Below are 16,234 nucleotides of genomic sequence, written 5' to 3' on the forward strand. Positions count from 1 at the left end.
ATGCCATCTCGCCGATGATATCGACGTCTTTGTTACAGTGAATGTCGATACCACCATCGCGCTTTCGCCTGTGAAGCAAAGCCGGTAAGGTCGGCGCGTTTTCCCTCTGCACGGAGCCTCTTATGCCCGCCCCTGTTCTGTCCGGCCCGCAATACCTGCGCGAAGGCCTCAAGCTGGTGCTGAGCCCCAGCCTGCGTTTGTTTGTGCTGTTGCCGCTGGCAATCAACCTGGTGCTGTTCGTCGGATTGATCTACCTGGCCGGCCATCAATTCAGCCTGTGGGTCGACACCTTGATGCCGTCCCTGCCCGACTGGCTGGGTTTTCTCAGCTACATCCTCTGGCCGCTGTTCGTGGTGCTCGTCGTGCTGATGGTGTTCTTCACCTTCACCATGCTCGCCAACGTCATTGCCGCGCCGTTCAATGGCTTCCTCGCGGAAAAAGTCGAAGTGGTGGTGCGCGGCACCGATGACTTCCCGGCCTTCAGCTGGGGCGAGCTGATTGCGATGATCCCGCGCACCCTGGCCCGGGAAATGCGCAAGCTCGGCTACTTTCTGCCCCGGGCAATCGGGCTGTTCATCCTCTCGTTCATCCCGGTGGTGAACATCATCGCCGCGCCGCTGTGGCTGTTGTTCGGGGTGTGGATGATGGCAATCCAGTACATCGACTACCCGGCGGACAACCACAAGCTGGGCTGGAACGAAATGCTCGCCTGGCTGCGACAGAAGCGCTGGCAGAGCATGAGCTTCGGCGGCAGCGTGTACCTGGTGCTGCTGATCCCGGTGGTCAACATCCTGATGATGCCGGCGGCCGTGGCTGGCGCGACGTTGTTTTGGGTGCGTGAACGTGGGGCGGAAAACCTGGTGACCCAGCGCTAAGTCACAAATCCATCATCCTGACGTCACACTGACGACATGGCCCCAGCCGACACTGGGGTCATGACGACAGCTCTGCATATCACCCTGATCACCGAAACCTTCCCACCGGAAATCAACGGCGTGGCCAATACCCTGGGTCGCTTGTGCGATGGATTGCGCGCACGCGGGCATCAAGTGGAGCTGGTGCGACCGCGTCAGGGCTGCGACCAGCAGTTGGGCAGCGACGATGAATTGCTGCTGTGCCGCGGCTGGCCACTGCCGGGCTATCCCGGCCTGCAATGGGGTCAGTCGTCGATGCACAAACTGCTGCGGCGCTGGACGCGTCACCGCCCGGATGTGCTCTACATCGCCACCGAGGGCCCGCTGGGCCTCTCTGCGTTGCGTGCGGCACGGCGACTGGGAATTTCCGTGGTCAGCGGTTTCCACACCAATTTCCAGCAGTACTCCAACCAGTACGGGCTTGGTTTGCTCACGCGCCTGCTGACTCACTACCTGCGCTGGTTCCACAATCGTTCGACCATGACCCTGGTGCCCAGCGTCAGCCAGCGCCTGGAACTGGAGCGACGTCATTTCGAGCGGCTGGCGTTGCTGTCCCGTGGGGTCGACAGCGAATTGTTTCACCCGACCAAACGCTTGAATGCCCTGCGCGAGCAATGGGGACTGGCCGAGGTAGACATCGCCGTCATTCATGTCGGGCGCCTGGCCCCGGAAAAAAACCTTGGCCTGCTCAAACGCACTTTCAATACCCTCAAGGCGAGTTATCCCCAGCGCACGCTGAAACTGATCGTGGTCGGCGATGGCCCGCAGCGCCAGGAACTGGAAAACGAAATGCCCGAGGCGATTTTCTGCGGCGCGCAACGGGGTGAAGCCCTGGCCTGTCACTATGCCTCGGGCGACGTGTTTCTGTTTCCGAGCCTGACTGAAACCTTCGGCAATGTGGTGCTTGAAGCACTCGCTTCGGGGCTTGGCGTGGTGGCCTACGACCAGGCGGCAGCCGCCCAGCATATTCGTCATGGCTACAACGGCGTGCTGGCGATGCCGGGGGATGAAGAAGCGTTTTGCGATGCAGCGGCATGGCTGCTGGAGGAAAGGGAAGCCTTGCGCAATGTGCGGCTCAATGCGCGCCAGCATGCAAGTCGCCAGGGCTGGGCGACGATCATCGAACAGTTCGAGGGACAGTTGCGCGGGGCGTGTGCCGGGGAGATGGTGGTGCCGAATGCACCCACCGTACCTTGAATCCTTGGTGTCATTGAGATTGCCATCGCCGGCAAGCCGGCGATGGCGTCGATGCAGACGCCGCTTAAACCAGCGTCATCAACGCCTCACGGCTGAACGGCAGAATGTCTTCCTCACGGCCGTCGCGCACTTTTTGCGCCCAGTCCGGGTCCACCAGCAAGGCACGACCGACCGCCACCAGGTCGAACTCATCGTTGTTCAAGCGCTCCAGCAGTCTCTCCAGGCTGGCGGGCTGCGCGACCTTGTCGGTATTAACCATGAACTGCAGGAACTCGCCATCCAGGCCGACGCTGCCCACGGTGATGGTTGGCTTGCCGGTGAGTTGGCGGGTCCAGCCGGCCAGGTTCAACTCGGAACCATCGAACTCCGGCTCCCAGAAGCGGCGGGTCGAGCAGTGGAAAATATCCACGCCCGCGTCGGCCAACGGCTTGAGGAACTCGCCCAAGGCTTCCGGGGTTTGCACCAGACGTGCGGTGTAGTCCTGCTGCTTCCACTGGGAGAAACGGAAGATGATCGGGAAACCTTCACCGACCGCGGCACGCACGGCCTGAATCAATTCAATGGCGAAGCGCGAACGATTGGCCAGGCTGCCGCCGTATTCGTCGGTACGCTGGTTGCTGCCTTCCCAGAAGAACTGGTCCACCAGGTAACCGTGGGCGCCGTGAATTTCCACGCCGTCCATGCCGATGCTCTGGGCATCCTTGGCGGCCTGGGCGAATGCGGCGATCACGTCCTGGATGTCTTGTCTGGTCATGCCGTGCACCACGACCTGACCTTCCTTCACTTTTTCTGACGGGCCATAACCCGGCACGCTGGCGTCCGGCTCGGTGCCGATACGGCGCACGCTGCCCACGTGCCACAGCTGCGGAACGATCTTGCCGCCTTCGGCGTGAACGGCGTCGACGACTTTCTTCCAGCCGGCCAGGGCCGCTTCACCGTAGAAATGCGGAACGTTCGGATAGCCGTTGGATGCCTTGTGACCGACGGTGGTGCCTTCGGTGATGATCAGGCCAACGCCCGCAGCGGCGCGACGACGGTAGTATTCGATCACTTTGGAATTAGGCACGCCGCCCGGGGAAAAGGAACGGGTCATCGGCGCCATGACAACGCGGGTCGGCAGTTCGAGGGTGCCGAGGTGGAACGGTTTGAACAGGGCTTTGACGGGCATGGGACGCTCCACGGGAAGTAATTTTATGACGGCGATAATATGGAGAGTCTGACGCCTTGAACAGCATTATTGATCAGCGTGATTAAGGGTCAAAAGGCAGGAGTACTGTAGGAGCAGCCGGTCGACGCTCGACTGCTCGCGATGTTCGTCAACGATAACGTAGCAAGCCAGACACACCGCGGCGCTCTCAGGTTCATCGCGAGCAGGCTCGCTCCTACAGGGGGGAATCAGCTCAGCGCTTTTTCAATCGCATGAACGATGGTCGGATCATCCGGTGCCGTGCGTGGCGAGAACCGAGCCAGTACACGGCCGTCCTTGCCCAGCAGGAACTTCTCGAAGTTCCAGGTGATGTCGCCGGGAAATTCCGCGCCCTCGCCCGCCAGCAAGCGGTACAACTGATGACGGTCATGCCCGTTGACTTCCAGCTTGCTGGACAACGGAAAGGTCACGCCATAGTTGAGGCTGCAGAAATCCTTGATCTCTTGTTCGGTGCCCGGTTCCTGCCCCGCAAACTGGTTGCACGGCAAGCCCAGGACGCTGAAGCCCTTGGCCTTGAATTGCTGGTAGAGGTTTTCCAGCGCCGCGTACTGCGGGGTCAGGCCGCATTTGGAGGCGACGTTGACCACCAATACGACTTGGCCTTTGAAAGGCGCCAGAGGTAGCTCCTGTCCATCCAGGGCTGTCAATTTAAGGTCGTGAAAAGCACTCATGGCGTACTCCAGATTCCCGTGTTCTTCTCGAAACAGCCACTTGGCGGTGTCGTCAGGGACGGCCGCAGACTAAAAAGGCGCCCACAGGGCGCCTCTCCAGTTATCTGAGCTTAGCGCAGAAATCAGTGGTGATGGCCACCTTCGCCATGGACGTGGCCATGAGCGATTTCTTCCTGGCTGGCGTCACGGATGTCGATGATCTTGACCTGGAAATTCAGGCGTTGACCAGCCAACGGGTGGTTGCCGTCAACGGTAACGTCGTCGCCGTCCAGATCACGGATGGTCACGATCTGCATCTGGCCGTCCGGAGCGGAAGCGTGGAACTGCATGCCCACTTCCAGTTCGTCGACGCCTTCGAACATGCTGCGGCTCAGGGTGCTGACCAGTTCAGCAGCGTATTCGCCGTAAGCGTCTTCAGGTTCTACGGCTACAGTCAGCTCGTCGCCGACAGCCTTGCCTTCCAGAGCCTTTTCCAGGCCCGGGATGATGTTGCCTGCGCCTTGCAGGTAGACCAGCGGCGCGCCGCCGGCGGAGCTGTCGATGACCTCACCAGCGTCGTTGGTCAGGGTATAGTCGATGGAGACAGCCTTATTGGCGGCGATCAGCATGGGGCGAGACCTTTTGCATAAGAAGATTGAAAGGCCAAGTTTAGCGAAGCAATCGTCCGAAAGCGAACACAACCCGGACAGACGGGATTCGACGATCACAGGCTTCCACCAGGACGAGGACGGACACTGGGTGGCCGAGCTTTCCTGCGGCCACACCCAGCACCTGCGGCACCAGCCGCCCTGGCAATCCCGCGCTTGGGTCATGGACCCTGCGCAGCGCCAGGAAAAAATAGGCCAACCCTTTGCCTGCGGTTGGTGCGCACAAGGCTCGGTTAGCGATAACCTTGGCGACTGAATTTCGGTAGTTGGCCAGATATAGGCTTTCACCATTGCCATGCACCTTTAGAGAATCCGCATGCAAACTTTTTTTATCGCGCCCACCGATTTTGGTGTGGGTCTGACCTCCATCAGCCTCGGGCTGGTGCGTACCCTTGAGCGGGCCGGGCTCAAGGTCGGTTTCTTCAAACCGATTGCCCAGCCGCATCCAGGCGACACGGGCCCGGAACGTTCCACCGAGCTGGTGGCGCGTACCCACGGTTTGAAACCGCCCAAGCCCCTGGGCCTGGCCCATGTCGAGCGTATGCTCGGCGATGGTCAGCTCGATGAGCTGCTCGAAGAAATCATCGCCCTTTATCAGCAGGCGGCCATCGGCAAGGACGTGCTGATCGTCGAAGGCATGGTGCCGACCCGCAGCGCCAGTTACGCCGCGCGGGTCAACCTGCACCTGGCCAAGAGCCTCGACGCCGAGGTGATCCTGGTCTCGGCGCCGGAAAACGAAGTGCTGACCGAACTCTCCGGCCGCGTCGAATTGCAGGCGCAATTGTTCGGCGGCCCGAAAGACCCGAAAGTCCTCGGTGTGATCCTCAACAAGGTCAAGACCGAGGAAAGCATGGAGGCCTTCGCAACGCGCCTGAAGGAACATTCGCCGTTGCTGCGCAGCGGTGATTTCCGCTTGCTCGGATGCATTCCGTTCCAGCCGGAACTGAACGCCCCGCGCACCCGCGACGTCGCCGACCTGATGGGCGCGCAAGTGCTCAACGCCGGTGATTACGAAACCCGGCGCATGACCAAAATCATCATTTGCGCCCGCACCATGCGCAACACCGTGGAGCTGCTCAAGCCCGGCGTGCTGGTGGTGACCCCCGGCGACCGCGACGACATCATCCTCGCCGTCAGCCTCGCGGCTTTGAACGGCGTGCCGCTGGCCGGCCTGCTGCTGACCAGCGACACCCTGCCCGACCCACGCATCATGGACCTGTGCCGCGGCGCCCTGCAGGCCGGGTTGCCGGTGCTGTCGGTGAGCACCGGCTCCTATGACACCGCCAACCTGCTCAATGGCCTGAACAAGGAAATCCCCATCGACGACCGCGAGCGCGCAGAAATCATCACCGATTTCATCGCCGGTCATCTCGATGCCAACTGGTTGCATCAGCGCTGCGGCACGCCACGGGAGATGCGCCTGTCGCCAGCGGTTTTCCGCTATCAATTGATCCAGCGCGCCCAGGCGGCCAACAAGCGCATCGTCCTGCCCGAAGGCAGCGAGCCGCTGACCGTGCAGGCCGCCGCGATCTGCCAGGCCCGGGGCATCGCTCGCTGTGTGTTGCTGGCCAAGCCCGAGGACGTGCAAGCCGTCGCCCGCGCCCAGGGCATCGAGTTGCCACCGGGCCTGGAAATCATCGATCCGGACTTGATCCGCGAGCGCTATGTCGAGCCCATGGTCGCGCTGCGCAAAAGCAAAAGCCTTAACGCGCCGATGGCCGAGCAACAACTGGAAGACACCGTGGTGATCGGCACCATGATGCTGGCCCTGGATGAAGTCGACGGCCTCGTGTCGGGCGTGATCAACACCACCGCCAACACCATCCGCCCGGCCCTGCAGCTGATTAAAACCGCGCCGGGCTGCACCCTGGTGTCGTCGGTGTTCTTCATGCTGTTCCCGGAAGAGGTGCTCGTCTACGGCGACTGCGTGATGAACCCGCACCCGAGTGCCAGCGAACTGGCCGAGATCGCCCTGCAAAGCGCTGATTCGGCCTCCGCCTTCGGCATCACGCCACGGGTGGCGATGATCAGCTACTCCAGCGGCGAGTCGGCCAGCGGCGAAGAAGTCGAGAAGGTCCGCGAGGCGACCCTGCTCGCCCATGAACAACAGCACTCGCTGCTGATCGACGGCCCCTTGCAGTACGACGCCGCCGCCAACGAAAGCGTGGCCCGGCAATTGGCGCCGAACAGTCAGGTGGCCGGTCGTGCCACGGTGTACGTGTTCCCCGACCTCAACACCGGCAACACCACGCACAAGGCCGTACAGCGCAGCGCCGACTGCGTCAGCCTCGGGCCGATGCTGCAAGGCTTGCGCAAACCGGTGAATGATTTACCGCGCGGCGCGCAGGTCGATGACATCGTCTACACCATCGCGTTGACCGCGATTCAAGCTGCCAACCGACCTATGGATGTGTAAATGCTGGACTTCCTACCTGCTCCGCTGCGGGGCGTGATCGCCTCGCTGCTGTTGGCACTGAACACGATTCTTCTCTGCTCGTTCCTGTTCTGCGTGGCGCTCGTCAAGGTACTGCCGTTCGCCCTCACCCAGCGCCTCGCGGGCTGGCTGATGAGTCATACCCACGAAGCCTGGATCAGCCTCAACAAAGGCTGGATGAACCTGGTGCGCCGCACGCGCTGGCACATCAGCGGCCTGCAAGGTCTCGACTATCAGCACTCGTACCTGATCACCAGCAACCACCAGAGCTGGGTCGACATCTTGGTACTGCAATATGTGCTCAACCGGCGCATTCAACCGCTGAAGTTCTTTCTCAAGCAGGAGCTGATCTGGGTCCCGGTGATCGGTCTGGCCTGGTGGGCACTGGGCTTTCCATTCATGAAACGCTACTCCAAGGCCTATCTGGAGAAGCACCCGGAGAAGAAAGGCAAGGACCTGGAAACCACCCGCAAGACCTGTGCGAAATTCCGCGACAACCCGGTGGGTATTTTCAACTTCGTCGAAGGCACACGCTTCACCGAGGGCAAGCACAAGCAACAACAGTCACCCTTCAAGTACCTGCTCAAGCCCAAGGCCGGCGGCATTGCCTTTGTGCTGGATGCGATGGGCGAGCAGCTTGAATCCCTGGTCAACGTGACCATCCACTACCCAGCCGGGCGTCCTGGTTTTTTGGATTTGTTGTGCGGGAACGTTGCGGACGTCGTGGTGCACCTTGAAGAGCTGAAGATTCCGCCGCAGTTCATTGGCAAGAACTACGACCAGGACGGCGAATACCGCCTGCAGTTTCAGGGCTGGATCAACCAGTTGTGGCAGGACAAGGATGCGTTGCTGGAACAGATGCATCGCGAGTATCCAGCGAAGTCTTGAGGTGCCTGTACCGGCCTCTTCGCGGGCAAGCCCGCTCCCACAGGATTCGCGTCGTATACAAATGGCATGAACAACCCAAAAACTGTGGGAGCGGCGGTGCGGCGATCCGACTTGCCCGCGAAAGCGTCGGAACAGACACAAAAAAGCCCGCAGACAATCACTTGTCTGCGGGCTTTTCCTTGCAGCTTGAAGCTAGAAGCTTGTCGCTGCTATTGCCTTAGATCGCCCCACGCTCACGCAGCAGACCCAGCACTTGCTTGACGCTTTCCTCCAGCGACACGGACTGGGTGTCGATCACCAGGTCGGCATCCAGCGGCACGTCGTACGGGAAGGACTCGCCCGGGATGTTATCCCCGGCCGCCGCGTACAAACCTTGCGGATCACGCTCGGCGCAGACCGTCGGCGAAGCCTGGACGTAGACCGTCAGCAGACGCTCCTTGCCGATCAGTTCCCGGGCTTGTTCACGGCCTTCGGCATTCGGGGCAACGAACGCAGCGAGGGTCAGCAGACCGGCCTCGTTGAACTGACGCGCGACGTGGGCGGCACGACGCCAGTTCTCGGTACGCCCGGCGCGATCCTGTGGCAGACCTTTGTTCAGATCGTGACGCAGGTTCTGGCCATCGAGTACGAACACCGCGCGACCCAGGTCGAACAACTTGCGTTCAACCGCATACGCCAGGGTGCTTTTGCCCGCGCCCGACAAGCCGCTGAACAACACGGTGGCCGGTTGCTGGCCGAAGCGCTGTGCGCGTTCTTCGGTGGCGACGTGAGCCAGTTTGCCGTGGTGCGTGCTGGTGCCATGGGCCAAAGGCTGGGCGACGATCATGCCCGCGCCAACGGTGCCGTTGGTCAAGCGGTCGATGATGATGAAGGCGCCGGTGGTGCGGTTGCTGTCGTAACCGTCGAGGGCAATCGGCGCATCGAGCGCGATCTTGACCTTGCCGATTTCGTTCAGCTGCAACGCGCTGGCCGGCCCCTCTTCCAGGGTGTTCACGTCGACCTTGTTGACGATGCTGGCGATGGAGCCCGGCACGTAACTGGTGGCGCGTTTGATGTCGTATTTCTTGCCCGGCAGCATCGGCTCTTCAGCCATCCATACCAGCATCGCTTCGAAGCTGTCGGTCACCGGCGGCACGTTGTCGGCGTGAACCAACAGATCGCCACGGGAGATGTCGATTTCGTCTTCCATGGTCAGCGTGACTGCCTGACCAGGACCCGCGTGCTCCAGTTCACCTTCGAAGGTGACGATGGACTTCACCCGGCTGCTCTTGCCCGACGGCAGCACGACGACTTCGTCGCCTTTCTTGACGATGCCGCTGGCCAGCGTACCGGCGAAGCCACGGAAGTTCAGGTTCGGACGGTTGACGTACTGCACCGGGAAACGCAGGTCGGTGAAGTTGCGATCGCCCGCCACTTCCACGGTCTCGAGGATTTCCATCAGCGACTGGCCGGTGTACCACGGCGAACGCTCGGACTTGTTCACCACGTTGTCGCCCTTCAAAGCCGACATCGGCACGAAGTGCATGCTGGTCGGCTTGAGCTTCAGGCCTTCAGCGAACTGCAGGTAGTCGGCCTTGATCGACTCGAACACGCCCTGGTCGAAGTCCTTGAGGTCCATCTTGTTGATGGCAACAACGATGTGCTTGATGCCCAGCAGCGAGGCGATGAAGCTGTGGCGACGAGTCTGGGTCTGCACACCGTAACGGGCGTCGACCAGGATGATCGCCAGGTCACAGGTGGAGGCACCGGTGGCCATGTTGCGGGTGTACTGCTCATGGCCCGGGGTGTCGGCGATGATGAATTTGCGCTTGGCGGTGGAGAAATAGCGGTACGCGACATCGATGGTGATGCCTTGCTCACGCTCGGCCTGCAGGCCGTCGACCAGCAATGCCAGGTCGATGTCTTCACCGGTGGTGCCGACTTTTTTCGAGTCGCGGGTAATGGCTTCCAGGTGATCTTCGTAGATCATCTTGGAGTCGTGCAGCAGGCGCCCGATCAGGGTGCTCTTGCCGTCGTCGACGTTACCGCAGGTCAGAAAGCGCAGCAGCTCTTTACGTTCGTGCTGGCCCAGGTAGGCGAGGATGTCCTCGCTGATCAAATCAGATTGGTGGCTCATTGCATTCAAGCTCCAAGCTGTAAGCTTCAAGCGGCAAGCTTGTCGGCGTACAGCTAGTCAGAAATTTTATTGATCAACCCGCTAAGCATTTTTGAAAGCTCGCGAGATTCTGAAATCCAAAGTGCCGCCAACGGTTCTCTGATGTAACCAATTTCACTGCCAATGATTATCTGTGTCCGCAGCTCCCCGCAGGAGGCCTTAGCTATCGACAGAAACCGACATTTTTCTTCTGCAGTGAAACGTTCCATTCCCTCGGCAATATTGCTGGGAATCGAAAGCCCTGAACGAGTGATCTGACTTCTAAAGGCCAGATCACTGCACTCAGCCAGTTCCTTGTAGAGGTTGACTGCCAATGCTTTGGCTCTTTGCCAAACAATCAGTTTCTCGAAATCCATTTCGAAACCCGCTTTTGATTCGCTTGCAGCTTGCCGCTTGAAGCTTGCAACTGCTTCTTAGAAATAACCCTGACGTTTTTTGTCTTCCATCGAGCCGGCGCCATCGTGGTCGATGACACGGCCCTGGCGCTCGGAAGTTCGCGTCAGGAGCATTTCCTGAATGATGTCCGTGAGGCTTTCGGCCTCGGACTCCACCGCGCCCGTCAACGGGTAGCAACCAAGGGTACGGAAACGCACTTTCTTTTTGACGATGCGCGCTTTGTCTTCATCGCTCAGGTGCTCGAGGATGCGCTCGTCGTCGATCATGATCAGCGTGCCGTTCTTCTCGATGACTTCACGCTCGGCGGCGAAGTACAGCGGAACGATCGGGATGCCTTCAAGGTAGATGTACTGCCAGATGTCCAGCTCGGTCCAGTTCGACAGCGGGAAGACGCGGATCGACTCGCCCTTGTTGACCTTGCCGTTGTAGACGTTCCACAGCTCGGGACGCTGGTTTTTCGGATCCCAGCGGTGCTTGCTGTCGCGGAACGAGTACACACGCTCTTTCGCGCGGGATTTCTCTTCATCGCGACGGGCGCCGCCGAATGCTGCGTCGAAACCATACTTGTCGAGTGCCTGCTTGAGGCCCTCGGTCTTCATGATGTCGGTGTGCTTGGCGCTGCCGTGGGTGAACGGGTTGATGTCCTGCGCCACGCCGTCCGGGTTGACGTGGGTGATCAGGTCGAGGCCCAGCTCGGCGACCATCTTGTCGCGGAAGCTGTACATCTCCTTGAATTTCCAGCGAGTGTCGACATGCATCACCGGAAACGGCAGCTTGCCCGGGAAGAACGCCTTGCGTGCCAGATGCAGCATCACGGCGGAGTCTTTACCGATGGAGTACAGCATCACCGGGTTATCGAACTCGGCGGCCACCTCGCGGATGATGTGGATGCTTTCCGCCTCCAGCTGTTTCAGATGCGTCAGTTTGTCGACCATGGCTACTCACGAAAGCTTTCTTATGAACGGCCAGCGGGCCGTGTTCGAGCGGGGATCCTAGCACAGCGACCTCTTCTAATCAGGACGCTAACTAGATCGAAAGAGCATATGAATATGCCTGCCTGTTTGGGCACCCCAGCCCCCTGTGGGAGCGAGTTTGCTCGCGATGACGGACTCACATTCGACATTTACATCAAGTGTTACACCGCTATCGCGAACAAGCTCGCTCCCACAGGAAATGTATGGCGTTCTCAAATCGGATTCGGGCAATCGATGAAGATGTGCTCCAGCGCAAACCGACGGGCCAGATAATCCCCCAGCGCCTGAACGCCGTAGCGCTCGGTCGCATGGTGACCGGCGGCGATGAAGCTGATGTCGTTTTCCCGGGCGCTGTGGAAGGTTTGCTCGGAGGCCTCGCCGCTGAGGTACAGATCGACGCCTGCCAGAATGGCTTGATCGATGTAACCCTGGCCACCACCGGTGCACCAGCCGACGCGGCGGATCATGGCATTGCCTTCGATCAACAGCGGCTCACGCCCCATCACTTCCTGGACGCGGCGAGCGAAATCCCGGGGCATCATCGGCTCATTCAGCGAGCCAACCAGGCCGACAATCTTCAGGTTGTCCGGGTCCAGTGGGCCTTCGACGGTGATGTCGAGCTGCCGTGCGAGCTGCACGTTATTGCCGACGTCCGGGTGCAGGTCCAGCGGCAGGTGATAGGACAACAGGCTGATATCGTGCTTGAGCAGGGTCTTCAAGCGGCGCTGCTTCATGCCGGTGATGCACGGGTTCTCGCCTTTCCAGAAGTAGCCGTGATGCACCAACACCAGGTCGGCATTGGCTTCCACGGCCGCATCGAGCAAGGCCTGGCTGGCGGTGACGCCGCTGACAATGCGCATCACTTGCGGCCGCCCCTCGACCTGCAGGCCGTTGGGGCAGTAATCAGCGATTCTGGCGCTGTTGAGGTAGCGGTCGGCTTCTTCGACCAGGGTGCACAGGGCGACGGCCATAAAAGACTCCTAAATATCCCGTTCAGAGGCGCGTGCGGCCTCGTATAATGCGCGTCATTATGAGCGGTCTCATACCGCCTGCAACTCTCTCAGGAACTGCTTAATGCTCAAGGCGCTGCGTTTTTCCGGCTGGCCGCTGTTGGCCGGCGTGCTTGTCGCTCTTTTGATAATCCAGCGTTACCCGCAGTGGGTCGGGCTCCCGAGCCTCGACGTCAATCTGCAACAAGCGCCGCAAACCACCAGCATGCAGCAGGGCCCGGTGTCTTATGCCGAAGCGGTATCCACCGCGGCGCCGTCGGTGGTGAACCTGTACACCACCAAAGTCATCAACAAACCCAACCATCCGTTGTTCGAAGATCCGCAGTTCCGTCGCTTCTTCGGCGATAATTCGCCCAAGCAGAAACGTATGGAGTCGAGCCTCGGTTCCGGCGTGATCATGAGCCCGGAAGGCTACATCCTGACCAACAACCACGTGACCAGCGGTGCCGACCAGATCGTGGTGGCCCTCAAGGACGGCCGGGAAACCCTGGCACGGGTGATCGGCAGCGACCCGGAGACTGACCTCGCGGTTCTGAAAATCGACCTGAAAAACCTGCCATCGATCACCGTGGGGCGTTCCGACAACATCCGCATCGGCGACGTTGCATTGGCCATCGGCAACCCGTTCGGCGTCGGCCAGACTGTGACCATGGGCATCATCAGCGCCACCGGGCGCAACCAACTGGGCCTGAACAACTACGAAGACTTCATCCAGACCGATGCGGCGATCAACCCCGGCAACTCAGGTGGTGCGCTGGTGGATGCCATCGGCAACCTGACCGGCATCAACACGGCAATCTTTTCCAAGTCCGGGGGCTCCCAGGGCATTGGTTTCGCGATCCCGGTGAAGCTGGCGATGGAAGTGATGAAGTCGATCATCGAGCACGGCCAGGTGATTCGTGGCTGGCTGGGTATCGAAGTGCAGCCGCTGACCCAGGAACTGGCCGAGTCGTTCGGTTTGTCCGGACGCCCTGGCATTGTCGTGGCGGGGATTTTCCGCGATGGTCCGGCACAGAAGGCCGGCCTGCAACTGGGTGATGTGATTCTTTCCATCGATGGCGAACCGGCCGGTGATGGCCGTCGCTCGATGAATCAGGTGGCGCGGATCAAGCCGACCGACAAGGTCGCGATCCAGGTGATGCGCAACGGCAAGGAGCTCAAACTGACGGCGGAAGTCGGCCTGCGCCCACCGCCGGCTCCGGTCAAGGATAAAGAAGAAGAGTAAGCGGCTAATACAAACCCTTGTAGGAGCGAGCTTGCTCGCGCCTACAGGGGGCAGCGGTGGTTTACAGGTCGCCGAGGCCGTCGATCAGCGCCTGATTCTGCTCTGGCGTGCCGATGGAGATCCGCAGGAACTGGGCGATCCGCTCCTGCTTGAAGTGCCGGACGATCACGCCTTGCTCGCGCAACTTCGCCGCAAGCCCCGCCGCATCGTGCTGGGGGTGACGGGCGAAAATGAAGTTCGCCGCCGATGGCAGCACTTCAAAACCCTTCTCCTTTAGCTGTGCAACGACCTTCTCGCGATTCTCGATCACCAACGCGCAGGTCTTGTCGAAATACTCGCGATCGTCGAACGCTGCGGCAGCGCCGACATTCGCCATACGATCCAGCGGATAGGAGTTGAAGCTGTTCTTGATCCGCTCCAGCGCCTCGATCAGGTCCGGATGCCCCACCGCCAGGCCTACCCGCAGACCGGCCAGGGAACGGGACTTGGACAGGGTCTGGGTCACCAGCAGGTTCGGATAGCGGTCCACCAGGGTGATTGCCGTCTCGCCGCCGAAGTCGATGTAGGCCTCGTCGACCACCACCACCGAATCCGGGCTGGCCTTGAGAATCTGCTCCACCGCCTCCAGCGCCAACAGGCAGCCGGTCGGTGCGTTCGGGTTAGGGAAGATGATCCCGCCGTTCGGTTTGGCGTAGTCCGCCGGGTTGATCTGGAATTGCTCGTCCAGCGGCACCGCGTCGAAGGTGATGCCGTACAACCCGCAGTAGACCGGGTAAAAGCTGTAGCTGATGTCCGGGAACAGCAGCGGCTGATCGTGCTGCAGCAAACCGTGGAAGATGTGCGCCAGCACTTCATCGGAACCGTTGCCGAGGAACACCTGATTGCTCTGTACGCCGTAGTACCTGGCAACGGCTTGCTTGAGCAGGTCGCTGTTCGGGTCCGGGTACAGGCGCAGATTGTCATTGAGTTCGGTTTGCATCGCAGCCAAGGCTTTCGGCGATGGACCGTACGGGTTTTCGTTGGTGTTGAGCTTCACCAGTTTCGCCAGTTTCGGCTGTTCGCCCGGCACGTAAGGCACCAGATTCTTGACGAACGGGCTCCAGAATTTACTCATGCTCACTCCCCCTGCTCTTCATTAAAGAGCTCGTCAACGATGCGATATTCGGCACTGCGAGCGTGGGCGGTCAGCGACTCGCCACGGGCCAGCACGGAAGCGGTCTTGCCCAGTACGGACGCGCCCTGCTCAGAGCAGAAGATGATCGACGAACGCTTCTGGAAGTCGTACACACCCAGCGGCGAAGAGAAGCGCGCAGTACCGGAAGTCGGCAATACGTGGTTAGGACCTGCGCAGTAGTCGCCCAGGGCTTCGGAAGTGTGACGCCCCATGAAGATCGCGCCGGCGTGGCGGATTTTCGGCAGCCAGGCCTGTGGATCGGCAACGGACAATTCGAGGTGCTCCGGCGCGATGCGGTTGGCCACTTCGATGGCTTGCTCCATGTCGCGAACCTTGATCAGTGCACCACGGCCATTGATCGAGGTTTCGATGATCGCGGCGCGCTCCATGGTCGGCATCAGCTTGGCGATGCTGGCGGCGACCTTGTCGAGGAACTCGGCGTCGGGGCTGACAAGAATCGCCTGGGCGTCTTCGTCGTGCTCGGCCTGGGAGAACAGGTCCATGGCGATCCAGTCCGGATCGGTCTGGCCGTCGCACACCACGAGGATCTCGGAGGGACCGGCGATCATGTCGATACCGACCTGGCCAAACACGTGGCGCTTGGCGGTGGCGACATAAATGTTGCCCGGACCGACGACCTTGTCGACCTTCGGCACGCTTTCGGTGCCGTAAGCCAACGCAGCAACGGCTTGAGCGCCACCGATGGTGAACACGCGGTCGACACCGGCGATGCAAGCAGCGGCCAGCACCAGCTCGTTGATTTCACCCCGCGGGGTCGGTACCACCATGACCACTTCGGTGACGCCGGCGACCTTGGCCGGAATCGCGTTCATCAATACCGACGACGGGTACGATGCCTTGCCGCCTGGCACATATAGACCGGCGCGATCCAGCGGCGTGACTTTCTGGCCCAGCACGGTGCCGTCGGCCTCGGTGTAGCTCCAGGAATCCTGCTTCTGTTTTTCGTGGTAGCTGCGCACACGAGCCGCAGCGACTTCCAGGGCTTCACGCTGAGGCACGGAGATGCGGGTGAGCGCCAGTTCCAGACGCTCGCGCGGCAGGATCAGGTCGGCCATGGACTTCACGTCCAGACCGTCGAACTGGCGGGTAAAGTCCACCAGTGCCGCGTCGCCACGCTCACGCACGGCCTTGATGATGTCCAGCACCCGCTGATTGACCGAGTCGTCAGACACACTTTCCCAGCTCAGCAGATGATCCAGATGATGCGCGAAATCCGGGTCAGCAGCGTTGAGTCGGCGAATTGCAGTCGGTGCGGTCATAGCGAGAGCCTCATAGGAATGGCAAAAACTCAGGCGCCCTAACTTAGCAGTCGTTTCCGCTT

The 16,234-nt window shown here is 60.6% G+C and carries 15 protein-coding genes; 6 read left to right on the forward strand and 9 right to left on the reverse strand.

Annotated features, from left to right (window positions below; all coding sequences use genetic code 11):
* Positions 1–122: 122 nt before the first annotated feature.
* Together cysZ and KGB07_RS29150 are read left to right on the forward strand one after the other, a co-directional pair.
* Entirely contained in the window at positions 123–875 is a 753-nt protein-coding gene (cysZ, locus tag KGB07_RS29145; RefSeq protein WP_223467478.1) for a sulfate transporter CysZ, read from the forward strand.
* 36 nt (positions 876–911) lie between these two features.
* Positions 912–2,111 carry a glycosyltransferase family 4 protein gene (locus KGB07_RS29150; protein ID WP_223467480.1) on the forward strand — a complete coding sequence of 400 codons (1,200 nt, stop codon included), beginning with the start codon at positions 912–914 and terminating at the stop codon, positions 2,109–2,111.
* A gap of 64 nt (positions 2,112–2,175) precedes the next feature.
* Here the strand turns inward: KGB07_RS29150 and KGB07_RS29155 are convergent, their stop codons facing one another.
* The 3 genes from KGB07_RS29155 to KGB07_RS29165 form a co-directional block, all read right to left on the reverse strand.
* Positions 2,176–3,279, reverse strand: a complete 1,104-nt coding sequence (locus KGB07_RS29155) for an NADH:flavin oxidoreductase (protein WP_223467482.1) — start codon at positions 3,277–3,279, stop codon at positions 2,176–2,178.
* A 227-nt stretch (positions 3,280–3,506) separates the two neighbouring features.
* Positions 3,507–3,989: a glutathione peroxidase gene (locus tag KGB07_RS29160; RefSeq protein ID WP_046040079.1), complete on the reverse strand. Its 483-nt coding sequence runs from the start codon at positions 3,987–3,989 to the stop codon at positions 3,507–3,509.
* A gap of 122 nt (positions 3,990–4,111) precedes the next feature.
* Complete coding sequence (locus KGB07_RS29165) at positions 4,112–4,597, reverse strand: peptidylprolyl isomerase (protein WP_007901600.1); 486 nt, start codon at positions 4,595–4,597, stop codon at positions 4,112–4,114.
* Between KGB07_RS29165 and KGB07_RS29170 the strand changes: the two genes are divergently transcribed.
* Genes KGB07_RS29170 through KGB07_RS29180 form a run of 3 tightly spaced genes read left to right on the forward strand, consistent with a single transcriptional unit; the run spans position 4,566 to position 7,958 of the window.
* A complete protein-coding gene (locus tag KGB07_RS29170; RefSeq protein WP_116260359.1) occupies positions 4,566–4,892 on the forward strand; it encodes a DUF3565 domain-containing protein in 327 nt (108 codons plus the stop codon). The genes KGB07_RS29165 and KGB07_RS29170 overlap by 32 nt on opposite strands.
* Before the next feature lie 60 nt (positions 4,893–4,952).
* Positions 4,953–7,052, forward strand: coding sequence for a phosphate acetyltransferase (gene pta / locus KGB07_RS29175; protein WP_223467484.1), 2,100 nt, complete (start codon positions 4,953–4,955; stop codon positions 7,050–7,052).
* A complete protein-coding gene (locus KGB07_RS29180) occupies positions 7,053–7,958 on the forward strand; it encodes an acyltransferase (RefSeq protein WP_223467486.1) in 906 nt (301 codons plus the stop codon). It abuts the gene before it with no gap.
* 217 nt (positions 7,959–8,175) lie between these two features.
* Here KGB07_RS29180 and cysN read toward each other — a convergent pair whose 3' ends face one another.
* The 4 genes from cysN to KGB07_RS29200 form a co-directional block, all read right to left on the reverse strand.
* Positions 8,176–10,074 (reverse strand): sulfate adenylyltransferase subunit CysN, encoded by a 1,899-nt coding sequence (cysN, locus tag KGB07_RS29185; RefSeq protein WP_046040073.1) that lies wholly within the window; start codon positions 10,072–10,074, stop codon positions 8,176–8,178.
* A 53-nt stretch (positions 10,075–10,127) separates the two neighbouring features.
* Positions 10,128–10,469 (reverse strand): four helix bundle protein, encoded by a 342-nt coding sequence (locus KGB07_RS29190; protein ID WP_046040072.1) that lies wholly within the window; start codon positions 10,467–10,469, stop codon positions 10,128–10,130.
* 57 nt (positions 10,470–10,526) lie between these two features.
* Entirely contained in the window at positions 10,527–11,444 is a 918-nt protein-coding gene (gene cysD / locus KGB07_RS29195; RefSeq protein WP_008046199.1) for a sulfate adenylyltransferase subunit CysD, read from the reverse strand.
* A gap of 251 nt (positions 11,445–11,695) precedes the next feature.
* Positions 11,696–12,454: a Nif3-like dinuclear metal center hexameric protein gene (locus tag KGB07_RS29200; protein WP_046040070.1), complete on the reverse strand. Its 759-nt coding sequence runs from the start codon at positions 12,452–12,454 to the stop codon at positions 11,696–11,698.
* Between the two features lie 103 nt (positions 12,455–12,557).
* Between KGB07_RS29200 and algW the strand changes: the two genes are divergently transcribed.
* Positions 12,558–13,718 carry a Do family serine endopeptidase AlgW gene (algW, locus tag KGB07_RS29205; protein WP_046040068.1) on the forward strand — a complete coding sequence of 387 codons (1,161 nt, stop codon included), beginning with the start codon at positions 12,558–12,560 and terminating at the stop codon, positions 13,716–13,718.
* Positions 13,719–13,779: 61 nt separating this feature from the next.
* On the opposite strand, the gene hisC is transcribed toward algW, so the two are convergent.
* Both hisC and hisD read right to left on the reverse strand, forming a co-directional pair.
* The gene (hisC, locus tag KGB07_RS29210) at positions 13,780–14,832 is read right to left on the reverse strand and encodes a histidinol-phosphate transaminase (RefSeq protein WP_046040066.1); all 1,053 of its coding nucleotides are present in this window, start codon (positions 14,830–14,832) and stop codon (positions 13,780–13,782) included.
* A 2-nt stretch (positions 14,833–14,834) separates the two neighbouring features.
* On the reverse strand, positions 14,835–16,172 hold the full coding sequence (gene hisD, locus KGB07_RS29215; RefSeq protein ID WP_046040064.1) for a histidinol dehydrogenase: 1,338 nt from the start codon (positions 16,170–16,172) through the stop codon (positions 14,835–14,837).
* Between the last annotated feature and the right edge of the window lie 62 nt (positions 16,173–16,234).

It is taken from the genome of Pseudomonas sp. GL-RE-26, assembly GCF_019956275.1.
Taxonomy (GTDB): Bacteria; Pseudomonadota; Gammaproteobacteria; order Pseudomonadales; family Pseudomonadaceae; genus Aquipseudomonas; species Aquipseudomonas grandcourensis.